This is a genomic window from Enterobacter sp. 22452 (assembly GCF_052045065.1).
GTDB classification, from domain to species: Bacteria; Pseudomonadota; Gammaproteobacteria; order Enterobacterales; family Enterobacteriaceae; genus Enterobacter; species Enterobacter mori.
The window spans coordinates 299697-319227 of sequence record NZ_JBQEOB010000004.1; the positions used below are offsets into that span (position 1 = coordinate 299697).

Consider the following 19531-nt stretch of genomic DNA (forward strand, 5'->3'; position numbering starts at 1 on the left):
TCAGGGTTATTGTCTTTCGAACCAGGCACGCAGCTGCGCTTCAAGTTCGTTGATGTCGATGATGTTGTTGATCACCACCAGCTGGCTTTCCGGCACGCTGGCGCTGGCCGCAATGTCTTTTGCCATCACGAACAGGTCGGCTGCGCCAGGCGTGGCAGACGAGAGATCGGAGTGTTCAACCTCTGCCTCAATTTCCAGCTTTTTAAGTACCTTTTTGATATTCATTTCGACCATAAAACTGCTGCCGAGACCGGACCCACAAATAGCCATGATTTTCATTGTTGTTCCCTTATTTTGAGTAGAGTACGCCCCACCACGCTGACGCGTAATGTTGTGAATAATCGGATTAAAGAATTAAATCAGAAGCGGTCAATAATGGTTTTTATCTCCTCCCGCGTATTCGCCTGATGTAATTCAGCCATATCCTCATCGCTGGAAAATAATTCTGCTAGCGCTGAGATCATTTCGATATGGCTATGTTTGTCCGGTGCCGCCAGCATGACTATCACGTCGACGGGGTCAAACTCACCGGCACCGAAAGAGACGCCTTTTTTCAGTTTTAATAATGACAGGCCGAGTCCTTTCGCCCCTTCTTCCGGCCGCGCATGCGGCATCGCCAGCCCTGGTGCCAGCACGTAATAAGGACCCAAAGTATGATGCTGCTCGATGATGGCCGTGATGTATTCCGGCGAAATCACCTGCAAATCCAGCAGCGGCTTCGCACACAACTCCAGCGCCTGCGGCCAGTCCTCTACGCTCTCCTGCAGCGTGATGGTTGTATCATATATCCATTTTTTGAGCACTTTGCCCTCCGGCTACAACGCTAAAGATGAGCAAACTTTATTCAACACCTCAATGAATGACTGCGATCAGGATCACAAAGATAGCGCTACCAAGAGTTAACATGCAGAAATGTGATAGCGCTATCAAATTGCAATCACGGTGCTAAATCACAGCAAAAAAAGGGATTTAAGGCGTATACTGCCTTTCACGTGAAGCGAAGGATGAAAGTAGTCGCGCCCTGTTAGCAGGAAGGTGTATGTCTCTAACCCGAAAACGACGCAGTACCGGTAAGGTGACGCTGGCCGATGTCGCACTGCTTGCCGGTGTGGGCACAATGACCGTGTCCCGTGCGCTCCGCACGCCCGAACAGGTTTCCGATAAACTGCGAGAAAAAATAGACGCTGCGGTGCAGGAGCTGGGCTACATGCCTAATCTTGCGGCCAGCGCGCTGGCGTCAGCCTCTTCATGGACGATCGCAATGGTTGTTCCTAACCTCTCTGAAGCCGGTTGCTCAGAGATGTTCGCCGGGCTACAGCAGGTGCTGCAACCCGCCGGTTATCAGATCATGCTGGCAGAATCCCAGCATCGTCTTGAACAGGAAGAGAAATTACTGGAAACGTTGCTGGCGTCAAATATCGCCGCCGCCATTTTGCTCAGCGTCGAGCACACGGATACCGTGCGCCACTGGCTGAAAAATGCCTCCATTCCAGTGATGGAAATGGGGGCGATGCGCGCCGATCCGATTGATATGAATATCGGCATTGATAACGTCGCCGCCATGTACGAACTGACGGAAATGGTGATTCAGCGCGGCTATCAAAATATCGGCCTGCTGTGCGCAAACCAGGAGCAGTGGATTTTCCAGCAGCATTTGCAGGGCTGGTACAAAGCCATGCTTCGCCACCATTTGTCGCCGAACAGAGTGATTAACGCCGCCATGCCGCCAAATTTCTCCACGGGCGCGGCACAGTTGCCGGAATTCCTGCTGGCCTGGCCGGAGCTGGATGCGCTGGTGTGCGTCTCGGACGAACTGGCCTGCGGGGCACTCTATGAATGCCAGCGTCGACGCATTAAAGTGCCGGACGATTTAGCAGTGGTAGGCTTTGGCGATAGCGACGTGAGCCGCGTCTGTCAGCCGCCGCTGACGACCATGGCGGTACCGCATCGTAAGATTGGAATTGAGGCCGGGAAAGCGTTGCTGGAACGTCTGAATGATGGAGACTGGCGCGACCATAAACCTATCGCGTCCAGCCTCTGTCTGCGGGAAAGCTGTTAAGGCTTACTCAGCCTCTTCCTCTTTTTCCGCTTTGCTTTCTGGCTTAGCGGATTCGTTTTTAGCGTTGCGCGTCATCCACAGCGCCAGTGCTTTTAAGGAGTCCGGGGTGAATTCGTCGCAACGCGCGGTGATCTCTTCCGGCGTCATCCAGCAGACTTCGCTCACTTCCTCTTCCTGCAGGGCGAAAGGCCCGTGAGAGACACAGCTAAACAGCCCGCCCCAGACGCGACAGTTTTCGTCCTCGAAATAGAACTGGCCGTGCTCGGCAAACGGCACGCCGGCGATACCTAACTCTTCTTCTGCTTCGCGACGCGCGGAATCCAGCAGCACTTCATCTGCCTGCACAACGCCGCCCGCCGTGGCATCCAGCATACCGGGGAGAAAATCTTTGGTGTCCGTGCGGCGCTGGACCAAAATCTTGCCCATGCCGTCATGCACAACGATGTATGTTGCACGGTGACGCAGACGCTCCGCGCGCATTTGTTCGCGGCTGGCCTGCGCGATCACTTCGTTCTCTTCGCTGACAATGTCAACCCACTCAGTACTTGCCAAATGATTCTGCTCCACCATCGGGAAACCTTCTCGTCTAAGCGCTCTTTCGGCGCGTTTGCAGTTGAGGTGTAACTTACGGATTAATCGCTATCTGCGCAATAACTTGCTGATCATTAAGTGCGATAACGCTCAGGGTATTTCCGTCCAGCATGCCATAGCTCGCCGGATAACCGCCTTTCGGAATGCTGACCGAACCGGGGTTAAAGTGATAAATCTCACCGCGTTTTTCCGCTACCGGAATATGAGTATGACCATAAACCAGGACATCGCCAGCGGCGAGTGCCGGAAGGTTATCCGGGCTAAAAAGATGACCGTGAGTCAAAAAAAGACGGCTCTTTTCCAGCAGGACCTGCTGCCAGGGCGCGGTGTTGGGAAAATGCAGCAGCATCTGGTCAACTTCACTGTCGCAGTTACCGCGTACCGCGATAATATGCGAGGCATGCTCATTCAGTTTTTCCGCCACCTGCGCGGGTGCATAACCTTCCGGCAACGCATTTCGCGGGCCATGGTTTAACACATCGCCTAGCACCACCAGCCACTGTGCCCCGCTTTCGGCAAACAGAGAAAGAACGCGCTCGGTAGCGGGCAGCGATCCATGGATATCCGACGCAAACATCAGTTTCATCAGTCACTCCTCAGGAAAACAGACTGCCCCTATCATACCTGAAGCGCCAGGGCTTATCAGCCCGCGCGCTTAGCGGAGAGTGCCACATAGCGCTGTACGGAAGCGCGCTGCCACTGGAATGCAGCATAATCCACCAGCAGTTGAGGAACCTCGTCGCCATTGAGGATCAGACGGTTCAGCATCAGCGCCAGATCGGTATCCGCAATGCACCACTCGCCGAAGAGATTCGGGTTGCCGTGCGCCAGCAACGCAGACGCGGTCTCAATCAGCTTTTGCGCACTGGCGCTGCCCTCCGCGCTCAACGCGGGCTTTTTCACGGCTGCGAAAACCACGTCAGTGGAACGTTCAACGCGGATCGGTACCAGATCGCTACGCAACCACGCCTGGATCTGCCGTGCACGGGCACGCTTTTGCAGATCGTGAGGATAAATGCGCTCCCACTCCGGCGGCGCAAAGCGATCTTCAAGGTATTCATCGATCGCCGATGATTCGCTCAATGCAAAACCGTCAATCTCCAGCACCGGCACGCGTCGGGTCAGGTCGTAACCCTGCCACTGCGGTTTCAGGTGTTCGCCACTGTCCAGATCGATGGTCTTCAGGGTGAAAGACAATCCTTTTTCCGCCAGAGCGACGTAAACGCTCATCACATAGGGTGAAAAGTAACAGGTATCGGACCACAACGTTATCGCAGGCTGGTTCATAACTTCCTCATTGGCTGAACGGTTTTCACTCAACATATAATCTCTTTGGCTCGCTGTCACTTGATGAAAACTCACGATTTACAACAGGCACCTATACTGTTTTTTATGGCATCACTTTTCACACTGACAGGAGTTGAGAATGATCGACCTTTACTATGCCCCTACCCCAAACGGCCATAAGATCACCCTTTTTCTGGAAGAAGCCGAACTGGAGTATCGGATCATTCGCGTGGATATCAGCAAAGGCGATCAGTTCAGGCCGGTCTTTCTGGCGATATCGCCCAACAATAAAATTCCAGCCATTATTGATAATCTGCCTGCCGACGGCGGCAGGCCGTTAAGTCTGTTTGAATCCGGGGAGATTTTGCTCTATCTGGCGGAGAAATCCGGCAAGCTGCTGAGCGGTGAACTGCGTGAGCGTCACCACACCCTGCAATGGTTTTTCTGGCAGTCGAGCGGCCTCGGGCCGATGCTGGGGCAAAATCATCACTTTACCGCCTACGCCCCGCAGCCCATTCCTTATGCTATAGAACGCTATCAGGTTGAAACCCAGCGATTATATGGCGTGCTAAATCGTCGGCTGGAGAAAACGCCGTGGCTTGGCGGCGATCATTACAGCATTGCCGATATCGCCTGCTGGCCGTGGATCAACACCCATGAAAAACACCGAATTGACCTGGCGACATACCCTGCCGTGAATAACTGGTTTGAACGGATTCGGACCCGCCCTGCGACCGAGCGCGCCATGCAAATAATCCAGCAGATTTAGACCACTGCCCCGTTGGGTGCATGACGCGCTCTCATGTATTATGGGCAGCAAATACTGACACGGAGAAGACCTGCAATGTCACAGCATGACGCAATTATACGTATAAAAAATTTACGCTTACGGACGTTCATCGGTATCAAAGAGGAAGAGATTGCCAACCGGCAGGATATTGTCATCAATGTGGTTATTCATTACCCCGCAGACAAAGCGCGGGCCAGCGAAGATATCAATGACGCGCTGAACTACCGCACAATCACCAAAAACATTATCCAGTACGTGGAGAACAACCGCTTCTCTTTGCTGGAAAAATTAACTCAGGATGTGCTCGACATCGCACGCGAACATCACTGGGTCACTTATGCTGAAGTCGAGATCGATAAACTTCACGCCCTGCGTTACGCCGACTCCGTTTCCATGACGTTAAGCTGGCGACGCCAGGCATAAACCTGGAGGTTGTATGAAGATTCTGCTGACCGGCGGTACGGGCCTGATTGGCCGTCATCTCATTCCCCGTCTGCAGGCGCTGCATCACGAGATTACCGTGGTGACGCGTAGCCCGGAGAAAGCACGTCAGGTGCTGGGGGCAGGTGTCGACATCTGGAAAGGTCTGGCTGAGCAGCAGAATCTGGACGGCTTTGACGCCGTCATCAACCTCGCGGGTGAACCCATTGCCGACAAGCGCTGGACCGAAGAGCAGAAGCAGCGGTTGTGCAGCAGTCGCTGGACTATCACCGAGAAGCTGGTCGAGCTGATTCGCAACAGCCATACGCCGCCATCGGTGCTCATTTCAGGCTCTGCGACGGGCTATTACGGCGATCTCGGCGAAGTAGTGGTGACCGAAGAGGAGCCGCCGCATAACGAATTTACCCATAAACTCTGCGCCCAGTGGGAGCGTATCGCCTGCGCGGCGCAGAGCGATCGTACCCGCGTCTGCCTGCTGCGTACCGGCGTGGTGCTTGCGCCGAAAGGCGGCATTCTGGGTAAAATGCTTCCTCCCTTCAAGCTGGGGCTCGGCGGGCCAATTGGCAGCGGGCGTCAGTATCTGGCGTGGATCCACATCGACGATATGGTCAACGGCATTATCTGGCTGCTGGATAACGATCTGCGCGGGCCGTTTAACATGGTTGCGCCCTATCCGGTGCGTAATGAACAGTTTGCCCACGCGCTGGGGCATGCCCTGCATCGTCCGGCGATTTTACGCGTGCCTGCGACGGCGATCCGGCTGTTGATGGGGGAATCATCGGTGCTGGTGCTGGGCGGGNCGCTGCCAAAACGTCTGGAAGCGGCCGGGTTTGCCTTCCGCTGGTATGATTTAGAAGAGGCGCTGGGGGATGTGGTGCGCTGAATATGTTACAGTGATACGCCATGTTCCGATGAAATGGCGTAACAATGGCAACCATCACCACTCCCCGGCTTCACCTCACCCCTTTCGAACCCTCTGACTGGGCGTTCTTCCGTTCGCTGCGCGAAAACCGCGACGTCATGCGCTATATGGCCGCTATTGCACCCGAAAAAGAGACCCGACGCGTGTTTGCCGCGCGCCTGATGGCGGAGCATGTTTTCGTGATCCGCTTTCGGGATGACGATACGCAGCTGGGCGATATCGGCCTGCAAATCAGCCCTGAGAACCGTGAAGAGGCGGATATCGGCTATACGGTTGTGCCTGCCGCGCAGGGAAAAGGCATCGCCAGCGAGGCGCTGCGCGCGGTATGTGACTATGCGTTTAACCAGACCAGCGTAAAAGCGATTAACGCGTACGTGCTGGCGGATAACGGCGGTTCGGTGCGCGTGCTGGAGAAAGCGGGGTTTGTGCGTACGCAGGTGCTGGAAAAGGCGTATGAGATTGACGGCGTACGGTATGACGACTGGGTATATCGGCTGGAGTGTGGTGCGGTATGATGCCCTCACCCCGCCCCTCTCCCACAGGGAGAGGGAGAAGGGCAAAACCTACTTCAACGATCCCTTCAGGAACTGCTGCAAACGCGGGCTTTGCGGGTTCGCTAACACCTCGTCCGGATGCCCCTGCTCTTCAATTTTCCCCTGATGCAGGAAAATAACGTGGTTGGAGACGTTACGGGCAAAGCCCATCTCGTGCGTCACCACCACCATCGTTTTACCTTCTTCAGCCAGCTTCTGCATGATGCGCAGCACTTCGCCAACGAGTTCCGGGTCCAGCGCGGAGGTCGGTTCGTCGAACAGCAGCACTTCTGGCTCCATCGCCAGCGCGCGGGCGATGGAGACACGCTGCTGCTGACCGCCGGAGAGATGCACCGGGTACTTCATCTGCTGGCGCTCGTCGATACCCACTTTCGCCAGGTATTTCACCGCGCGCTCGCGGGCTTCCTGCTTGCTCAGCCCCAGTACCTGAACCGGCGCTTCCATCACGTTCTCCAGCACCGTCATGTGGCTCCAGAGGTTGAAGTGCTGGAACACCATCGTCAGGCGCGTGCGCAGCAGGCGCAGCTGATGCTTATCTGCCACCTTCAGCTGGCCGTCTTTATCGCGCACCAGATTGATATTCTGTCCGCTCACCACGATCGAGCCTTCGCTCGGCTTTTCGAGGAAGTTAATGCAGCGCAGGAAGGTACTTTTACCCGAGCCGGATGAGCCGATAATACTGATCACATCGCCTGCGTTAGCCTGCAGCGACACCCCTTTCAGCACTTCATGTTCGCCGTAGCGTTTGTGCAAATCAATAACGTTTAATTTGTTCTCAGCCATCATCTTTCTCAGTGCGTCGAAGGTTTTATATGCTGCAACCAGCGTTTTTCAGCCTTACGGAACAGGCTAATCAGAACATAAGAGATAATTAAATAGAGCACGGCCGCAATGCCAAACGCAGTAAACGGCTGATAGGTCGCGGAGTTAATATCGCGCGCAATTTTGAGCAGGTCCGGCACCGTCGCGGTGAAGGCCAGCGCGGTGGAGTGCAGCATCAGAATCACTTCGTTGCTGTACGCAGGCAGCGCAATGCGCAGCGCCGACGGCAGAATGATGCAGCGATAGAGCTTCACCGACGAAAAGCCGTACGCCCTCGCCGCTTCGATTTCACCGTAAGGGACAGAGCGGATCGCCCCCGCAAAGATCTCAGTGGTATAGGCGCAGGTATTGAGCGTCAACGCCAGCACCGTACAGTTCAGACCGCTGCGGAAGAACGCATTGAGCATCTCAGTGCCTTTTACGATCTCCAGCGTGTACATCCCCGAATAGAACACTAGCAGCTGCACGTACAGGGGCGTACCGCGAAACACATAGGTGAACAGCCAGATCGGGAACTGGATAAATTTGTTGTTCGACACGCGGCCAATGGCGAGAAACACCGCCAGAATACCGCCCATCACCACGGAAGAAATCAGCAGCCAGAGCGTAATCGCCACGCCGGTAAAGCGGTAGCCATCCGTCCACAGCAGGGATTTCCAGTATTCCTGAATAATCTCAATCACAGGTCAGCCCTCTTCACACCCACGGAGTAGCGACGCTCGAGCAGAAGCAGCACACCATTGGAGACCGTCGTAAACGCCAGATAAATCACGCCACAGACTACCGCAAAGTAGAAGGGCTCCCAGGTACTCTTGCCCGCCAGCTGAGTCGCTTTGACGACGTCTTCCAGACCAAGCAGCGAGACCAGCGCTGTCGCTTTGAGGATAACCTGCCAGTTGTTTCCGATGCCCGGAAGCGCATAGCGCATCATGGCCGGGAACATGATCCGGCGAAACGTTTGTGAGGAGGTAAAACCAAATGCGGTTGCCGCTTCAATGTGCCCTCTCGGGACGGCCATGTAAGCACCACGGAAGGTTTCCGTGAAGTAAGCACCGTAGATAAAGCCGAGGGTAATAATACCGGCTACCATCGGGTCGATATCGATCTGTTCCATGCCGACGGCGTCGGTAATACCGTTCAGCGCGATCTGCAGACCGTAAAAAATCAGCAGCATCAACACCAGATCGGGTACGCCGCGAATAAGCGTGGTATAGCCTTCGAATATGAGCGCCAGGGGTTTATTCGCCGACAGCTTTGCCCCTGCGCCCGCCAGACCTATCAGCACCGCCAGTACCACGGAGCTGATAGCCAGCTCAAGGGTGACAAGCGCGCCTTGTAAAATAACGCCAGAAAATCCGTACAGCATACCGCGTGCCCTGTCGTGTCGTGAGTGGTGGAACCGTGTCTTTTCCCCTCCCTGAGTGGGAGGGGCCGCACGTTATTTGACGGGGCGATTAGCCGCCGTAAACATTAAAATCAAAGTACTTTTTCGCCAGCTTGTCGTAGGTGCCATCAGCACGCATTTCGGCGAAGGCTTTGTTCAGCGCTTCACGCAGCTCGTTGTCTTCTTTGCGCAGGCCCATACCGGTGCCCACACCAAACAGCTTCACGTCCTTAATAGACGGGCCGCCAAATTTGTAATCTTTACCCACCGGCGTTTTCAGGAAGCCTTCGCTTGCCGCGACTTCATCCTGGAATGCCGCATCAATTCGGCCTGCCGTCAGGTCAGCGTAGATATTTTCCTGGCCCTGATAAGAGACAATTTCGATCCCCTTCGGCGCCCAGTGTTCGTTGCCGTAGGTTTCCTGCGTGGTGCCCTGCAGCACGCCGACGCGTTTGCCCTTCAGCGACTCAAGGGTAGGCTGAATGTCTGAAGACTTAGCCACCACCAGACGAGAATCCGCTGCGTAGAGTTTGTCGGTGAAGGCAATCTCCTGCTGGCGTTTTTCAGTGATGGAAAGAGAGGACATGATGACGTCGATTTTTTTCGCTTTCAGCGACGGGATCAGGGCATCCAGCGGGTTCTCAACATAGGTACATTGCGCTTTAATACGTTTGCACAGCTCATTGGCCAGATCGATGTCAAAACCCACCAGTTCACCCTTCGCATTCTTCGATTCAAAGGGGGCATAGGTAGGGTCAGTACCAATACGAATTTTTTGCGGAACGGCGGCGAATGCCGCGGTGGCGCTGGAAAAGGCCAGTACCAGAGAGAGTGACAACACGAGTTTTTTCATATCTATCCTCAACAAACTGTCTTCATACGGTTTTTTACGACGACGGGGTGCGGTTAATGTGCCATTAATCCACGCTGTCAGGCAAAGAATAATGCCTTTAAGGCGGGATTTTTTGCATTATAAATGCGTAAGTATGCACACGACGACCCAATATGGTGCACACGCTGCACCATATCGGATCACCCACACCAGCGACGCACCAGGTCAGTGCATCACCGTTATGCGTTAGTCACCGTAGACATTGAAGTCGAAGTATTTCTTCGCCAGTTTGTCATAGGTACCGTCTTTACGCAGCTCAGCGAAGGCTTTGTCAAAGGCGGCTTTCAACTCGGTATCGTCTTTACGCAGGCCGATACCGGTGCCATCACCAAAGTATTTTTTGTCTTTCACGGACGGGCCCGCAAAGGCGTACTCTTTACCGGCTGGCTGCTTCAGGAAGCCTTCGCTCGCGGCGACTTCATCCTGGAATGCGGCATCCAGACGGCCTGCTGCCAGGTCAGAGTAAATCAGATCCTGGTTCTGGTAAGCCACCACGTCTACGCCCTTCTCACGCCAGTTGGCATTAGCAAAACCTTCCTGCGTCGATCCCTGAAGCACGCCGACATGCTTGCCTTTCAGCGAGTCGATGGTCGGTTGAATCGGGGAGCCTTTGGCGGCAATCAGACGAGAATCCGCAGCGTAGAGCTTGTCAGAGAAGGCGATCTCCTGCTGACGTTTTTCGGTGATGGAGAGAGAAGAGATAATGGCGTCGATTTTTTTGGCTTTCAGCGACGGGATCAATGCGTCAAAATCGCTGCCCACCCATGTGCATTTCACCGCAATGCGTTTGCACATTTCATTTCCCAGATCGATATCAAACCCTACGAAATCGCCTTTCGCATCCTTGGAAGAGAATGGCGCGTAGGTTGCGTCAGTACCGATACGAACCGTCTTTGGCAGTGCTGCGTAGCTACCTGCTGCTGCACTTAACCCCACGAGCAAAGACAGAGCCAGAACCGTCTTCTTCATACATTTACCCTCAAGTACCGTGATTTTATTATGTATTGTGTAGTGTGTTGTGTTGCAGGCTTCTCTTGCAGGTCTTATGCCACATTCCCGTCTGGTCAAAAATTCGACGTTAAATATGTTAATAAAACGTTGCGATATTGCCTTAGTGGTGAAAGATAGCAGGTCTGCCGAACGAACCGGAGAGGGAAGAAGGGAAAAAACGAATTAAATGTCGAGGATATGATCGCCGTTGCATAATTGCCCTGAAACAGGGCAACTTGTCTTTTCATGCACCTTGTTTGTGCACAAATTCAGGCACCCTGCCAGCGGATGAAGAGGTCTTCCGGCAGGTCAATATCAAACTGGTCCAGCACGCGGTTAACGGTCTGGTTGATGATGTCATCCAGCGTTTGCGGGCGGTGGTAGAACGCGGGGACCGGCGGCATGATGACAGCCCCAAGTTCAGCCGCCTGCGTCATTAAGCGTAGATGTCCCAGATGCAGCGGTGTTTCCCGCACGCAGAGAACCAGTGGACGACGCTCCTTCAGCACCACATCCGCGGCGCGCGTCACCAGGGTATCGGTATAGCTGTTCACAATGCCGGAGAGCGTTTTAATTGAACAGGGCAGGATGACCATGCCCGCCGTTTTAAACGAGCCTGAAGAGATACTGGCCGCGATATCGCGGGCATCGTGGACGACATCCGCCAGCGCCTGAACGTCACGCAGGGAAAGGTCGGTTTCAAGGGAAAGGGTCTGGCGCGCCGCCTGGCTCATCACCAGATGGGTTTCCACATCCGCTACGTCACGCAGCACCTGCAACAGACGTACGCCGTAAATCGCGCCGCTGGCACCGCTGATCCCAATAATGAGTCGTTTCATGATTTTTGCCCTTACTGATTCAGGGCAGACTGTGCAGGATTTTGCGGGGAGTTGCAAGTGAGGGCGTATGCCCCCACCTGCCAGAAGCATCAACCTTCGTTGTGCATCTCTAAGCTTTCAAGATCGTTCTGCAGCTGGACGGCTTTCGCATCGTCGTTACGCAGGGAATCCAGGTAGTCGAGATACTGCTGGTCAACGTCTTTGGTCACGTACACGCCGTTAAACACTGAGCATTCGAACTGCTGAATGTCCGGGTTCTCGGCACGCACCGCGTCGATCAGATCGTTCAGATCCTGGAAAATCAGGCCGTCAGCACCGATGATCTGGCGAATTTCGTCCACTTCACGACCGTGAGCGATCAGCTCCGTCGCGGTTGGCATGTCGATGCCGTACACGTTCGGGAAGCGAATTTCTGGCGCCGCAGACGCCAGGTACACTTTCTTCGCACCGGCTTCGCGTGCCATTTCGATAATCTGCTCAGACGTCGTACCGCGAACGATGGAATCATCCACCAGCAGTACATTCTTGTCGCGGAACTCGGCGCGGTTGGCGTTCAGCTTACGACGTACGGACTTACGGCGCAGATGCTGGCCCGGCATGATAAAGGTGCGGCCAACGTAGCGGTTCTTCACGAAGCCCTGGCGGTAAGGCTTATCCAGAATACGCGCGATTTCCAGCGCGATATCGCAGGAGGTTTCCGGGATAGGGATTACGACGTCGATATCGAGATCGTCCCACTCGCGGGCAATCTTCTCGCCGAGCTTCGTACCCATGTTCACGCGCGCGCTGTAGACGGAAATCTTGTCGATGAAGGAATCCGGACGGGCGAAGTAAACGTATTCGAACAGGCACGGGTTGCTGACCGGATTGTCAGCACACTGGCGGGTAAACAGCTGGCCCTTCTCAGTGATGTAGACCGCTTCACCGGGCGCAACGTCACGCAGGAATTCAAAGCCCAGCGTGTCCAGCGCCACGCTTTCAGAGGCGACCATATACTCCGTACGACCATCGCCGAGCTCACGTTTGCCGAGCACCAGAGGACGAATGCCGTTTGGATCGCGGAAGGCGACCATGCCGTGACCGATAATCATCGCCACGCAGGCATACGCGCCGCGGATCTGACGATTTGTTGCGGCAATGGCGGCAAAGATGTTGTCTGCTTCCAGCGGGTAGTGACGGAAGTTATCCAGCTCGCTGGCGAACACATTGAGCAGGATTTCAGAATCAGAGGTGGTGTTAATGTGGCGACGTTTCTCTTCGAACAGCTTTTTACGCAGCTCGTGCGCGTTGGTCAGGTTGCCGTTATGAGCAAGGGTGATGCCATACGGTGAGTTGACGTAGAAAGGCTGTGCCTCAGAGGCGCTGGAACTGCCAGCAGTAGGATAACGAACGTGACCGATCCCCATATTACCTTGCAGACGCTGCATATGGCGGGCTTCAAACACATCGTTTACCAGGCCATTCGCCTTGCGTAAACGGAAGCAGTTGTTTGCATCAATGGTGATGATACCCGCAGCATCCTGCCCACGGTGCTGAAGCACCGTTAACGCGTCATAAATCGACTGGTTTACCGGCATGAAACCGGCGATACCGACAATACCGCACATTCGTCTTTTCCTCGTTAAGCCACATCTCAGGGTTTATGCCCTGGGCAAAAAACTCGACGAGCTTTGCAGATAGTCAAAGAACCATCTGATGATGAAGCTGAACTCTGGAATGAGCTGCGATTTCTGCCAGTCTTCGCTTTTGGAGAACCCGGTGAAGGTATCCAGGAAGAACAGTATCGCGGCCACAATCAGCACGCCTCGCAACGCACCGAAACAGATCCCGAGCACCCTGTCCGTTCCTGACAGACCGGTTTTCTCGACCAGCTGACCTATCACGTAATTGACGATAGCGCCAACAATCAGCGTCGCGATAAACAGCACCGCGATGGCGATTCCGTTTCGGACCAGTTCATCTTCAAAGCCCGTGAACCAGACAGACAGGTAAGTGTAGTAATGACTGGCAACAAAGAAAGCACAACCCCATGTCACCAGCGATAACGCTTCACGAACAAAGCCACGGATCAGGCTAACCAGACAGGAAAAACCAATCACCGCAATGATGGCGTAATCAATCCAGACCATATGTGTCCCACGATTTAACGCCCTGTCATCCAGTTCGGGGCGAATTCTAACAGAAAAAGAAAACGTTTGCGTAGGGATTTCCTTCCCGCGCGTAAATAAAAAAGGCGCTGAAAAAACGCTCAACGCCATGGGCCTTTTGACGCCTCTGTGGACGTCTGTTCCCCCTCACCCCAGCCCTCGCCCCGTTGGGGAGAGGGTTAAGGTGAGGGGCAAGATCGTGTCAGTTCGCGCTGTAGTTCATCACCACACCGCTCAGCCCGGAGATCTGCTTCAGCTCACCCAGTGACCCTTTCAGCTTGTCTTTCGACGCTTCCGGCCCCACCAGGATACGGGTAATTTTACCCTGCACCGGCGTGGAAGGTGAAGTGTAAACACGGTATCCCGCGCCGCGCAGTTTACTCACCACCTCGTTGACTTTATCGGCGTTTTTCAATGCGCCAAGCTGAACAACGTAGGCTTTACCGGTCGGTGCCGCGTCTTGTTTCGCCGGTGGTGGGGTTTCTGACGCTGCAGCCAGCTGCTCTGCCGCTTTATCCCGCTGCGGCTTCGGCTGCGGTTTCTCGACAGGCTTCGGTTTTTCAACAGCCTTAGGCTGTTCCACCGGCACCGGATCGATTTCGATATTGTTATTCGCAGCCAGGCGAGAAGGGTCGAGCGACGGTGCGGCAGCATCACCTGCGCGCACCTCTTCCGCTGCGCCCTCTGGCGGCTGAGCAGGCAGCGCCTGCGTCGCGGCGGGCAGCATGTCTGGCTCATCGCGATCGCCCGGTTTCGGCACCAGCGGAATGGCCGCAAATTCGTCCTGATAATGCTTTTTCTGCCCGTCGAGCAGTCCCGGAAGAATAATCACTCCGAGCGCGACCAGCACAATGGTTCCTGTTAAACGGTTCTGAAACTTACTCGCCACCGGTTCTCCCCGCGTCCATCACTTCCATGACATGTGCCACCGTGTGGAATGAACCACACACCAGCACGGTATCTTCTGGTTTAGCATCCGCCATCGCAGCATGCCAGGCCTGAGCCACGCTACTATAGATTGCGCCTGTGCCGAGATGTTCCATCAACTGCTCAGCCGTCGCGCCGCGCGGCCCCTCCAGAGGAGCACAATACCAGCTATCGACCACACTCTCCATGCAGGCCAGCGTCCCGCTGATATCTTTATCATGAAGCATACCGATAACCGCCAGCACGCGCCCGGTTTTTGGTAACGATTTGAGACGTCCTGCCAGATACGCCGCCGCGTGCGGGTTGTGAGCCACGTCCAGAATAAGACGCGGCGACTCGCTGACAATCTGGAAACGCCCCGGCAGGATCGCGTTCTGGATACCGTCGCGGATCGCCTGCTCGCTCACCGTCAATCCACTGGCACGCAGTGCCGCCAGCGCGGTGGCGGCGTTCGGCTGCGGTACCTGCGGCAGCGGCAGGTCGTCCAGCGCACCCAGCGCATCGCTAAAGCGCCAGCCGTTGTCCTGCACCTCATAGTGCCAGTCCACGTCGCGGCGCATTAAATCAGCGCCCTTCTCGTTTGCCACGTCGGCGATGGTATGCGGCATGTCCGGCTCGCCGACCACGGCGGGCTTATTGGCCCGGAAAATACCGGCCTTTTCACGGCCAATGCTTTCACGGTCTGGCCCCAGCCAGTCGGTATGATCCAGCGCAATGCTGGTGACGACGGCGACATCCGCATCCACCATATTGGTGGCGTCAAGACGACCACCGAGCCCGACTTCCAGAATCACCACGTCAAGCTGCGCCTGTTTGAACAGCCACAGCGCTGAAAGCGTACCGTATTCAAAATAGGTTAATGAGATCTCACCGCGTGCAGCTTCAATTTCCGCGAATGACGCCGTATGGGCAGATTCCGGCAGTTCGCGGTTCTGCACGCGCACCCGCTCGGTGTAGCGCACCAGGTGTGGAGAGCTGTAAACGCCTACCTTGTAACCCGCCGCCATCAGGACAGATTCCAGCGTGCGGCAGGTTGTGCCTTTCCCGTTGGTGCCCGCGACGGTGAACACGAACGGAGCCGGTTTGAGCACATCAAGACGCGCGGCGACCTGGCTTACGCGTTCAAGCCCCATATCGATGGTTTTACTGTGCAAGTTTTCCAGATAAGAAAGCCACGCGGCCAGGGGCGACGTGGCTTGGGGAATGCTTTTATTTTCCATAATGCCCGGTTGTCATTAACAGATTAGAAAGCAAAAGGGCAGCGCCAACCGGCCCTGCCCTTTTCAGTTATCAGGCCTCGGGTTCCTGATCCGGTACGATCACGCCTTCGCGTGGCTCATCCGGGTTCGGCGCGGGCAGATTCATCAGCTTCGCCAGGACGCTTGCCAGTTTCAGGCGCATTTCCGGGCGGCGAACGATCATGTCGATAGCGCCTTTCTCGATGAGGAACTCACTGCGCTGGAAGCCCGGCGGCAGTTTTTCACGTACGGTTTGTTCGATAACGCGAGGACCGGCAAAGCCAATCAGCGCTTTTGGCTCAGCGATGTTCAGGTCGCCCAGCATCGCGAAGCTTGCAGAGACGCCGCCCATGGTTGGGTCGGTCAGTACAGAAATGTACGGCAGACCGCGCTCCTGCATTTTCGCCAACGCTGCAGAGGTTTTCGCCATCTGCATCAGGGACATCAGCGCTTCCTGCATACGTGCGCCACCTGAAGCGGAGAAGCAGATCAGCGGGCAGTTGTCTTCCAGCGCCTGCTCAACGGCACGCACGAAGCGCGCACCAACCACGGAGCCCATTGAGCCGCCCATAAAGGAGAACTCAAACGCAGCGGCAACAACCGGCATCTCATGCAGGGTGCCTTTCATAACGATCAGCGCGTCTTTCTCGCCGGTCTCTTTCTGTGCAGAGGCCAGACGATCTTTGTATTTTTTGGAATCGCGGAACTTCAGCACGTCTTTTGGCTCAAGTTCGCTGCCCAGCTCTACCAGAGAGCCTTCGTCCAGCAGGCTATGCAGGCGGTTGCGCGCCGACATACGCATGTGGTGGTCACATTTTGGACACACTTCAAGATTGCGTTCCAGTTCTGCACGATACAGAACCTGGCCGCAGCTATCACACTTCGTCCATACCCCTTCAGGAATGCTCGCTTTACGCGTTGGGGTAATGTTGCTTTTAATTCGTTCAATCCAGCTCATTGATAACCTTTCTGCCTGAACCTGGTCGTATGCCAGTTTTGCTATAAGAGGCGAATAATGCCATTTTTGCCTCCAACAGACCATGAATGTTGCACATTAAAACATAACAGCCCGAAACTTTGGATAAAAAAGTGGTCGAACCGCCAGCGTGCATTTACTTCGCTTGTTTAGCTGCCGCCCGTTTGTGACGGATGATTTCGATAACGCCCGGCAGTACGGAAAGCACAATAATCGCTACAATCAGCAACTTAAGGTTTTCCTGAACCACTGGCAGATCGCCAAACAGGTAGCCTGCGTAAGTAAAGAGCAGTACCCACAGCAGCGCACCGACAACGTTATACATCGCAAAATGACGATAGGACATATGCCCCATTCCTGCCACAAACGGTGCAAAGGTACGAACGATGGGGACAAAACGGGCAAGAATAATGGTTTTGCCGCCGTGACGCTCGTAGAAGGCATGCGTTTTATCTAAATAGCTGCGGCGGAAAATTTTGGAATCCGGATTACTAAATAACCGTTCTCCAAACACGCGCCCGATGGTGTAATTGACCGCGTCTCCCACAATGGCGGCGATGATCATCAGCACAACCATTAGATGGACATTCAGGTCATTGGTCGGCAGAGCGGACAACGCACCGGCCACAAACAGCAGCGAATCTCCGGGCAGGAACGGCGTCACCACCAGACCCGTTTCACAGAACAGGATCAAGAACAGAATGGCATATACCCAGACGCCATACTGCGCGACCAGTTCCGCCAGGTGAACATCAATATGCAGAATGAAATCAATCAGAAAACGTATTACGTCCATATTGTCTAAGCCTTAATTGCACCTTTGTTTAGTCCGCTAAAAACAGCGGGCCCATTGGCGGTTTTGGCAGGTCAAACCGATCCGGATAATCCACCGAGACCAGATACAGCCCTTCCGCTTTCGCCGTTGCTGCCGCAAGCGTTCTGTCCTTCGCTGCCAGCAGTTCTGCAATCCAGCTCTCCGGCTGGTGTCCGGCACCCACTTCCATCAGGCTGCCAACAATATTCCGCACCATATGATGTACAAAGGCATTGGCTTTGATATCGACCACCACATACGCGCCATAACGACTGACGTTAATGTGCATGACGTTACGCCACGGCGTACGGGACTGACACTGCACCGCACGAAACGACGTAAAGTCATTTTCTCCAATCAGACACTGCGCCGCACGCTGCATGCGTTCTGCATCAAGCGGCTCATAAAAATGCGTCACGCCCTGGCTTAACACTGCCGGACGCAGACGCTGGTTGTAGATGACGTAGCGGTAACGGCGCGCAGTGGCGCTGAAACGCGCATGAAAATCATCCGGCACAGCTTTCACCCAACGCACGGCAATGTCACCAGGTAAATTCGCATTTACACCCAGCGTCCAGGCAGCATCCTTGCGCACGGCGGTGGTTTCAAAGTGCACCACCTGCCCTGTGCCGTGAACACCGGCGTCGGTTCGGCCTGCGCATAAGACGTTAATCGGCTCATTCGCTACCTGAGAAAGCGCTTTCTCCAGCTTTTCCTGAACGCTGCGCACTTCGTTCTGACGCTGCCAGCCATAATATTTACTGCCATCGTACTCAATGCCGAGGGCAATTCTATGGACCGGCTTTTGTTCCACTTCTGACATCAGTACAGATACTCCTGCACCAGCTTCTCGGCGATTTTAACTGCCATCAGCGCGCCGCCAAAGCGTACGTTATCGGCAACGGACCAGAACTGAACCTGCTCCGGCATGCCGTAATCGTTGCGCACGCAGCCAACGGAAAGATGCGCGCTACCGGTGGCATCGCCCACCTGGGTCGGGAATTCGCTCTCTTCGGAAAGGACGATATCTTCACCGCGGCCAAACGCATCGCGCGCTTCTTCCGCCGCCAGCGGGCGCAGGGCTTCAAAGCCAACCATCTGCGCGTGGCCGTAGAAGACAGGCGACTGCACAACGTTGGCGGAGATCATCAGGCCATCGTCCTGCAAAATTTTACGCACTTCATCGACGATACGACGCTCTTCGCGCACGGAACCTTCACGATCCGGCAGCAGTGGCAGCATGTTGAATGCCAGCTGGCGACCAAAATAATCATCTTCATCAATCGGGATACCGTTCAGCAGCTTCGCACTCTGCCCGGCCAAAGCATCGACCGCTTTTTTACCGTTAGCGGAGGCCGACAGCAGGCTGGTCACATTTATACGAGACAGGCCGCCGTCGTCGATCAGCGGTTTCAGCGCAGTCAGCAGTTGGCTGGTCAGGCTGTTCGGTACCGCGATGACGTTGCGGTTGCGGTAGTCAGCCAGCACGAACGGGTTCACGTCCGGCACCACCAGCGGCACATCCGGCTCCATTGAGAACAGGCCGCTCAGGTCGATTACCAGGCAGCCTGCGTTGGTCGCCTCTTCAACGTACGCAGCAGTCGCTTCAACGCCCGCGGCGAAAAATGCCAGCTGCGCCTGCGTCCAGTCGAACGCTGCCGCGTCCTGGACCATGACGGATTTACCGTTAAAACGCAGATGCTCGCCTGCGCTGTCGGTGCGCGCCAGCGCATAAATGTCGCCCACCGGGAACTGACGCTCAGCAAGGGTTTCGAGCAGGGCTTCGCCCACGGCACCCGTGGCACCTAAAATGGCAATGTTCCAGCCTTCAGACATGGTGGTTTACTCCAGAAATAAA

The 19531-nt window shown here is 55.1% G+C and carries 24 protein-coding genes; 5 read left to right on the forward strand and 19 right to left on the reverse strand.

What is annotated here, in order from left to right; genetic code table 11:
- Positions 1-6: 6 nt before the first annotated feature.
- Positions 7-279 carry a PTS sugar transporter subunit IIB gene (locus ACTJJA_RS13945; protein ID WP_003861447.1) on the reverse strand — a complete coding sequence of 91 codons (273 nt, stop codon included), beginning with the start codon at positions 277-279 and terminating at the stop codon, positions 7-9.
- Between the two features lie 80 nt (positions 280-359).
- Positions 360-803: a PTS sugar transporter subunit IIA gene (locus tag ACTJJA_RS13950; RefSeq protein ID WP_010433295.1), complete on the reverse strand. Its 444-nt coding sequence runs from the start codon at positions 801-803 to the stop codon at positions 360-362.
- 236 nt (positions 804-1039) lie between these two features.
- Between ACTJJA_RS13950 and ACTJJA_RS13955 the strand changes: the two genes are divergently transcribed.
- Positions 1040-2059 carry a LacI family DNA-binding transcriptional regulator gene (locus ACTJJA_RS13955; RefSeq protein ID WP_010433293.1) on the forward strand — a complete coding sequence of 340 codons (1020 nt, stop codon included), beginning with the start codon at positions 1040-1042 and terminating at the stop codon, positions 2057-2059.
- A gap of 3 nt (positions 2060-2062) precedes the next feature.
- Here ACTJJA_RS13955 and yfcD read toward each other — a convergent pair whose 3' ends face one another.
- Genes yfcD through yfcF form a run of 3 tightly spaced genes read right to left on the reverse strand, consistent with a single transcriptional unit; the run spans position 2063 to position 3937 of the window.
- A complete protein-coding gene (gene yfcD, locus ACTJJA_RS13960) occupies positions 2063-2629 on the reverse strand; it encodes an NUDIX hydrolase YfcD (protein WP_010433290.1) in 567 nt (188 codons plus the stop codon).
- Positions 2630-2684: 55 nt separating this feature from the next.
- The gene (gene yfcE / locus ACTJJA_RS13965) at positions 2685-3236 is read right to left on the reverse strand and encodes a phosphodiesterase (RefSeq protein ID WP_440668480.1); all 552 of its coding nucleotides are present in this window, start codon (positions 3234-3236) and stop codon (positions 2685-2687) included.
- 56 nt (positions 3237-3292) lie between these two features.
- The gene (yfcF, locus tag ACTJJA_RS13970) at positions 3293-3937 is read right to left on the reverse strand and encodes a glutathione transferase (protein ID WP_420984932.1); all 645 of its coding nucleotides are present in this window, start codon (positions 3935-3937) and stop codon (positions 3293-3295) included.
- Positions 3938-4076: 139 nt separating this feature from the next.
- On the opposite strand from yfcF, the gene yfcG reads away from it, so the two are divergent.
- The 4 genes from yfcG (at position 4077) to ACTJJA_RS13990 (ending at position 6605) form a co-directional block, all read left to right on the forward strand.
- Positions 4077-4706: a GSH-dependent disulfide bond oxidoreductase gene (gene yfcG / locus ACTJJA_RS13975; RefSeq protein ID WP_440668481.1), complete on the forward strand. Its 630-nt coding sequence runs from the start codon at positions 4077-4079 to the stop codon at positions 4704-4706.
- A 75-nt stretch (positions 4707-4781) separates the two neighbouring features.
- Positions 4782-5150 carry a dihydroneopterin triphosphate 2'-epimerase gene (gene folX / locus ACTJJA_RS13980; RefSeq protein ID WP_010433280.1) on the forward strand — a complete coding sequence of 123 codons (369 nt, stop codon included), beginning with the start codon at positions 4782-4784 and terminating at the stop codon, positions 5148-5150.
- A gap of 13 nt (positions 5151-5163) precedes the next feature.
- Positions 5164-6051, forward strand: a complete 888-nt coding sequence (locus ACTJJA_RS13985; protein WP_440668482.1) for a TIGR01777 family oxidoreductase — start codon at positions 5164-5166, stop codon at positions 6049-6051.
- A gap of 44 nt (positions 6052-6095) precedes the next feature.
- Positions 6096-6605: a GNAT family N-acetyltransferase gene (locus ACTJJA_RS13990; RefSeq protein ID WP_440668483.1), complete on the forward strand. Its 510-nt coding sequence runs from the start codon at positions 6096-6098 to the stop codon at positions 6603-6605.
- 48 nt (positions 6606-6653) lie between these two features.
- On the opposite strand, the gene hisP is transcribed toward ACTJJA_RS13990, so the two are convergent.
- The 14 genes from hisP to ACTJJA_RS14060 all read right to left on the reverse strand — a co-directional run bounded on the left by hisP (position 6654) and on the right by ACTJJA_RS14060 (position 19509).
- Positions 6654-7427, reverse strand: a complete 774-nt coding sequence (hisP, locus tag ACTJJA_RS13995; RefSeq protein WP_010433274.1) for a histidine ABC transporter ATP-binding protein HisP — start codon at positions 7425-7427, stop codon at positions 6654-6656.
- Positions 7428-7435: 8 nt separating this feature from the next.
- The gene (locus tag ACTJJA_RS14000; RefSeq protein WP_010433272.1) at positions 7436-8149 is read right to left on the reverse strand and encodes an ABC transporter permease; all 714 of its coding nucleotides are present in this window, start codon (positions 8147-8149) and stop codon (positions 7436-7438) included.
- Positions 8146-8832 (reverse strand): histidine ABC transporter permease HisQ, encoded by a 687-nt coding sequence (locus ACTJJA_RS14005; protein ID WP_440668484.1) that lies wholly within the window; start codon positions 8830-8832, stop codon positions 8146-8148. The genes ACTJJA_RS14000 and ACTJJA_RS14005 overlap by 4 nt, the downstream gene beginning before the upstream one ends.
- Positions 8833-8920: 88 nt before the next feature.
- Complete coding sequence (gene hisJ / locus ACTJJA_RS14010; protein WP_010433264.1) at positions 8921-9703, reverse strand: histidine ABC transporter substrate-binding protein HisJ; 783 nt, start codon at positions 9701-9703, stop codon at positions 8921-8923.
- 225 nt (positions 9704-9928) lie between these two features.
- Positions 9929-10711: a lysine/arginine/ornithine ABC transporter substrate-binding protein ArgT gene (argT, locus tag ACTJJA_RS14015; RefSeq protein ID WP_440668485.1), complete on the reverse strand. Its 783-nt coding sequence runs from the start codon at positions 10709-10711 to the stop codon at positions 9929-9931.
- A gap of 290 nt (positions 10712-11001) precedes the next feature.
- On the reverse strand, positions 11002-11571 hold the full coding sequence (locus tag ACTJJA_RS14020; protein WP_220119642.1) for a UbiX family flavin prenyltransferase: 570 nt from the start codon (positions 11569-11571) through the stop codon (positions 11002-11004).
- 89 nt (positions 11572-11660) lie between these two features.
- Positions 11661-13178, reverse strand: coding sequence for an amidophosphoribosyltransferase (gene purF / locus ACTJJA_RS14025; RefSeq protein WP_010433256.1), 1518 nt, complete (start codon positions 13176-13178; stop codon positions 11661-11663).
- Between the two features lie 33 nt (positions 13179-13211).
- A complete protein-coding gene (gene cvpA, locus ACTJJA_RS14030) occupies positions 13212-13700 on the reverse strand; it encodes a colicin V production protein (protein WP_000262116.1) in 489 nt (162 codons plus the stop codon).
- A gap of 220 nt (positions 13701-13920) precedes the next feature.
- Positions 13921-14607 carry a cell division protein DedD gene (gene dedD / locus ACTJJA_RS14035; RefSeq protein WP_126544345.1) on the reverse strand — a complete coding sequence of 229 codons (687 nt, stop codon included), beginning with the start codon at positions 14605-14607 and terminating at the stop codon, positions 13921-13923.
- Entirely contained in the window at positions 14597-15865 is a 1269-nt protein-coding gene (gene folC, locus ACTJJA_RS14040) for a bifunctional tetrahydrofolate synthase/dihydrofolate synthase (protein ID WP_440668486.1), read from the reverse strand. The genes dedD and folC overlap by 11 nt, the downstream gene beginning before the upstream one ends.
- Before the next feature lie 70 nt (positions 15866-15935).
- Positions 15936-16841 (reverse strand): acetyl-CoA carboxylase, carboxyltransferase subunit beta, encoded by a 906-nt coding sequence (gene accD / locus ACTJJA_RS14045; protein WP_010433245.1) that lies wholly within the window; start codon positions 16839-16841, stop codon positions 15936-15938.
- A 154-nt stretch (positions 16842-16995) separates the two neighbouring features.
- Positions 16996-17655 carry a DedA family protein gene (locus ACTJJA_RS14050; RefSeq protein ID WP_003861406.1) on the reverse strand — a complete coding sequence of 220 codons (660 nt, stop codon included), beginning with the start codon at positions 17653-17655 and terminating at the stop codon, positions 16996-16998.
- A 28-nt stretch (positions 17656-17683) separates the two neighbouring features.
- Complete coding sequence (truA, locus tag ACTJJA_RS14055; protein ID WP_042716992.1) at positions 17684-18496, reverse strand: tRNA pseudouridine(38-40) synthase TruA; 813 nt, start codon at positions 18494-18496, stop codon at positions 17684-17686.
- Complete coding sequence (locus ACTJJA_RS14060; protein WP_420984519.1) at positions 18496-19509, reverse strand: aspartate-semialdehyde dehydrogenase; 1014 nt, start codon at positions 19507-19509, stop codon at positions 18496-18498. Before ACTJJA_RS14060 ends, truA begins: the two co-directional genes overlap by 1 nt.
- Positions 19510-19531 lie beyond the last annotated feature (22 nt).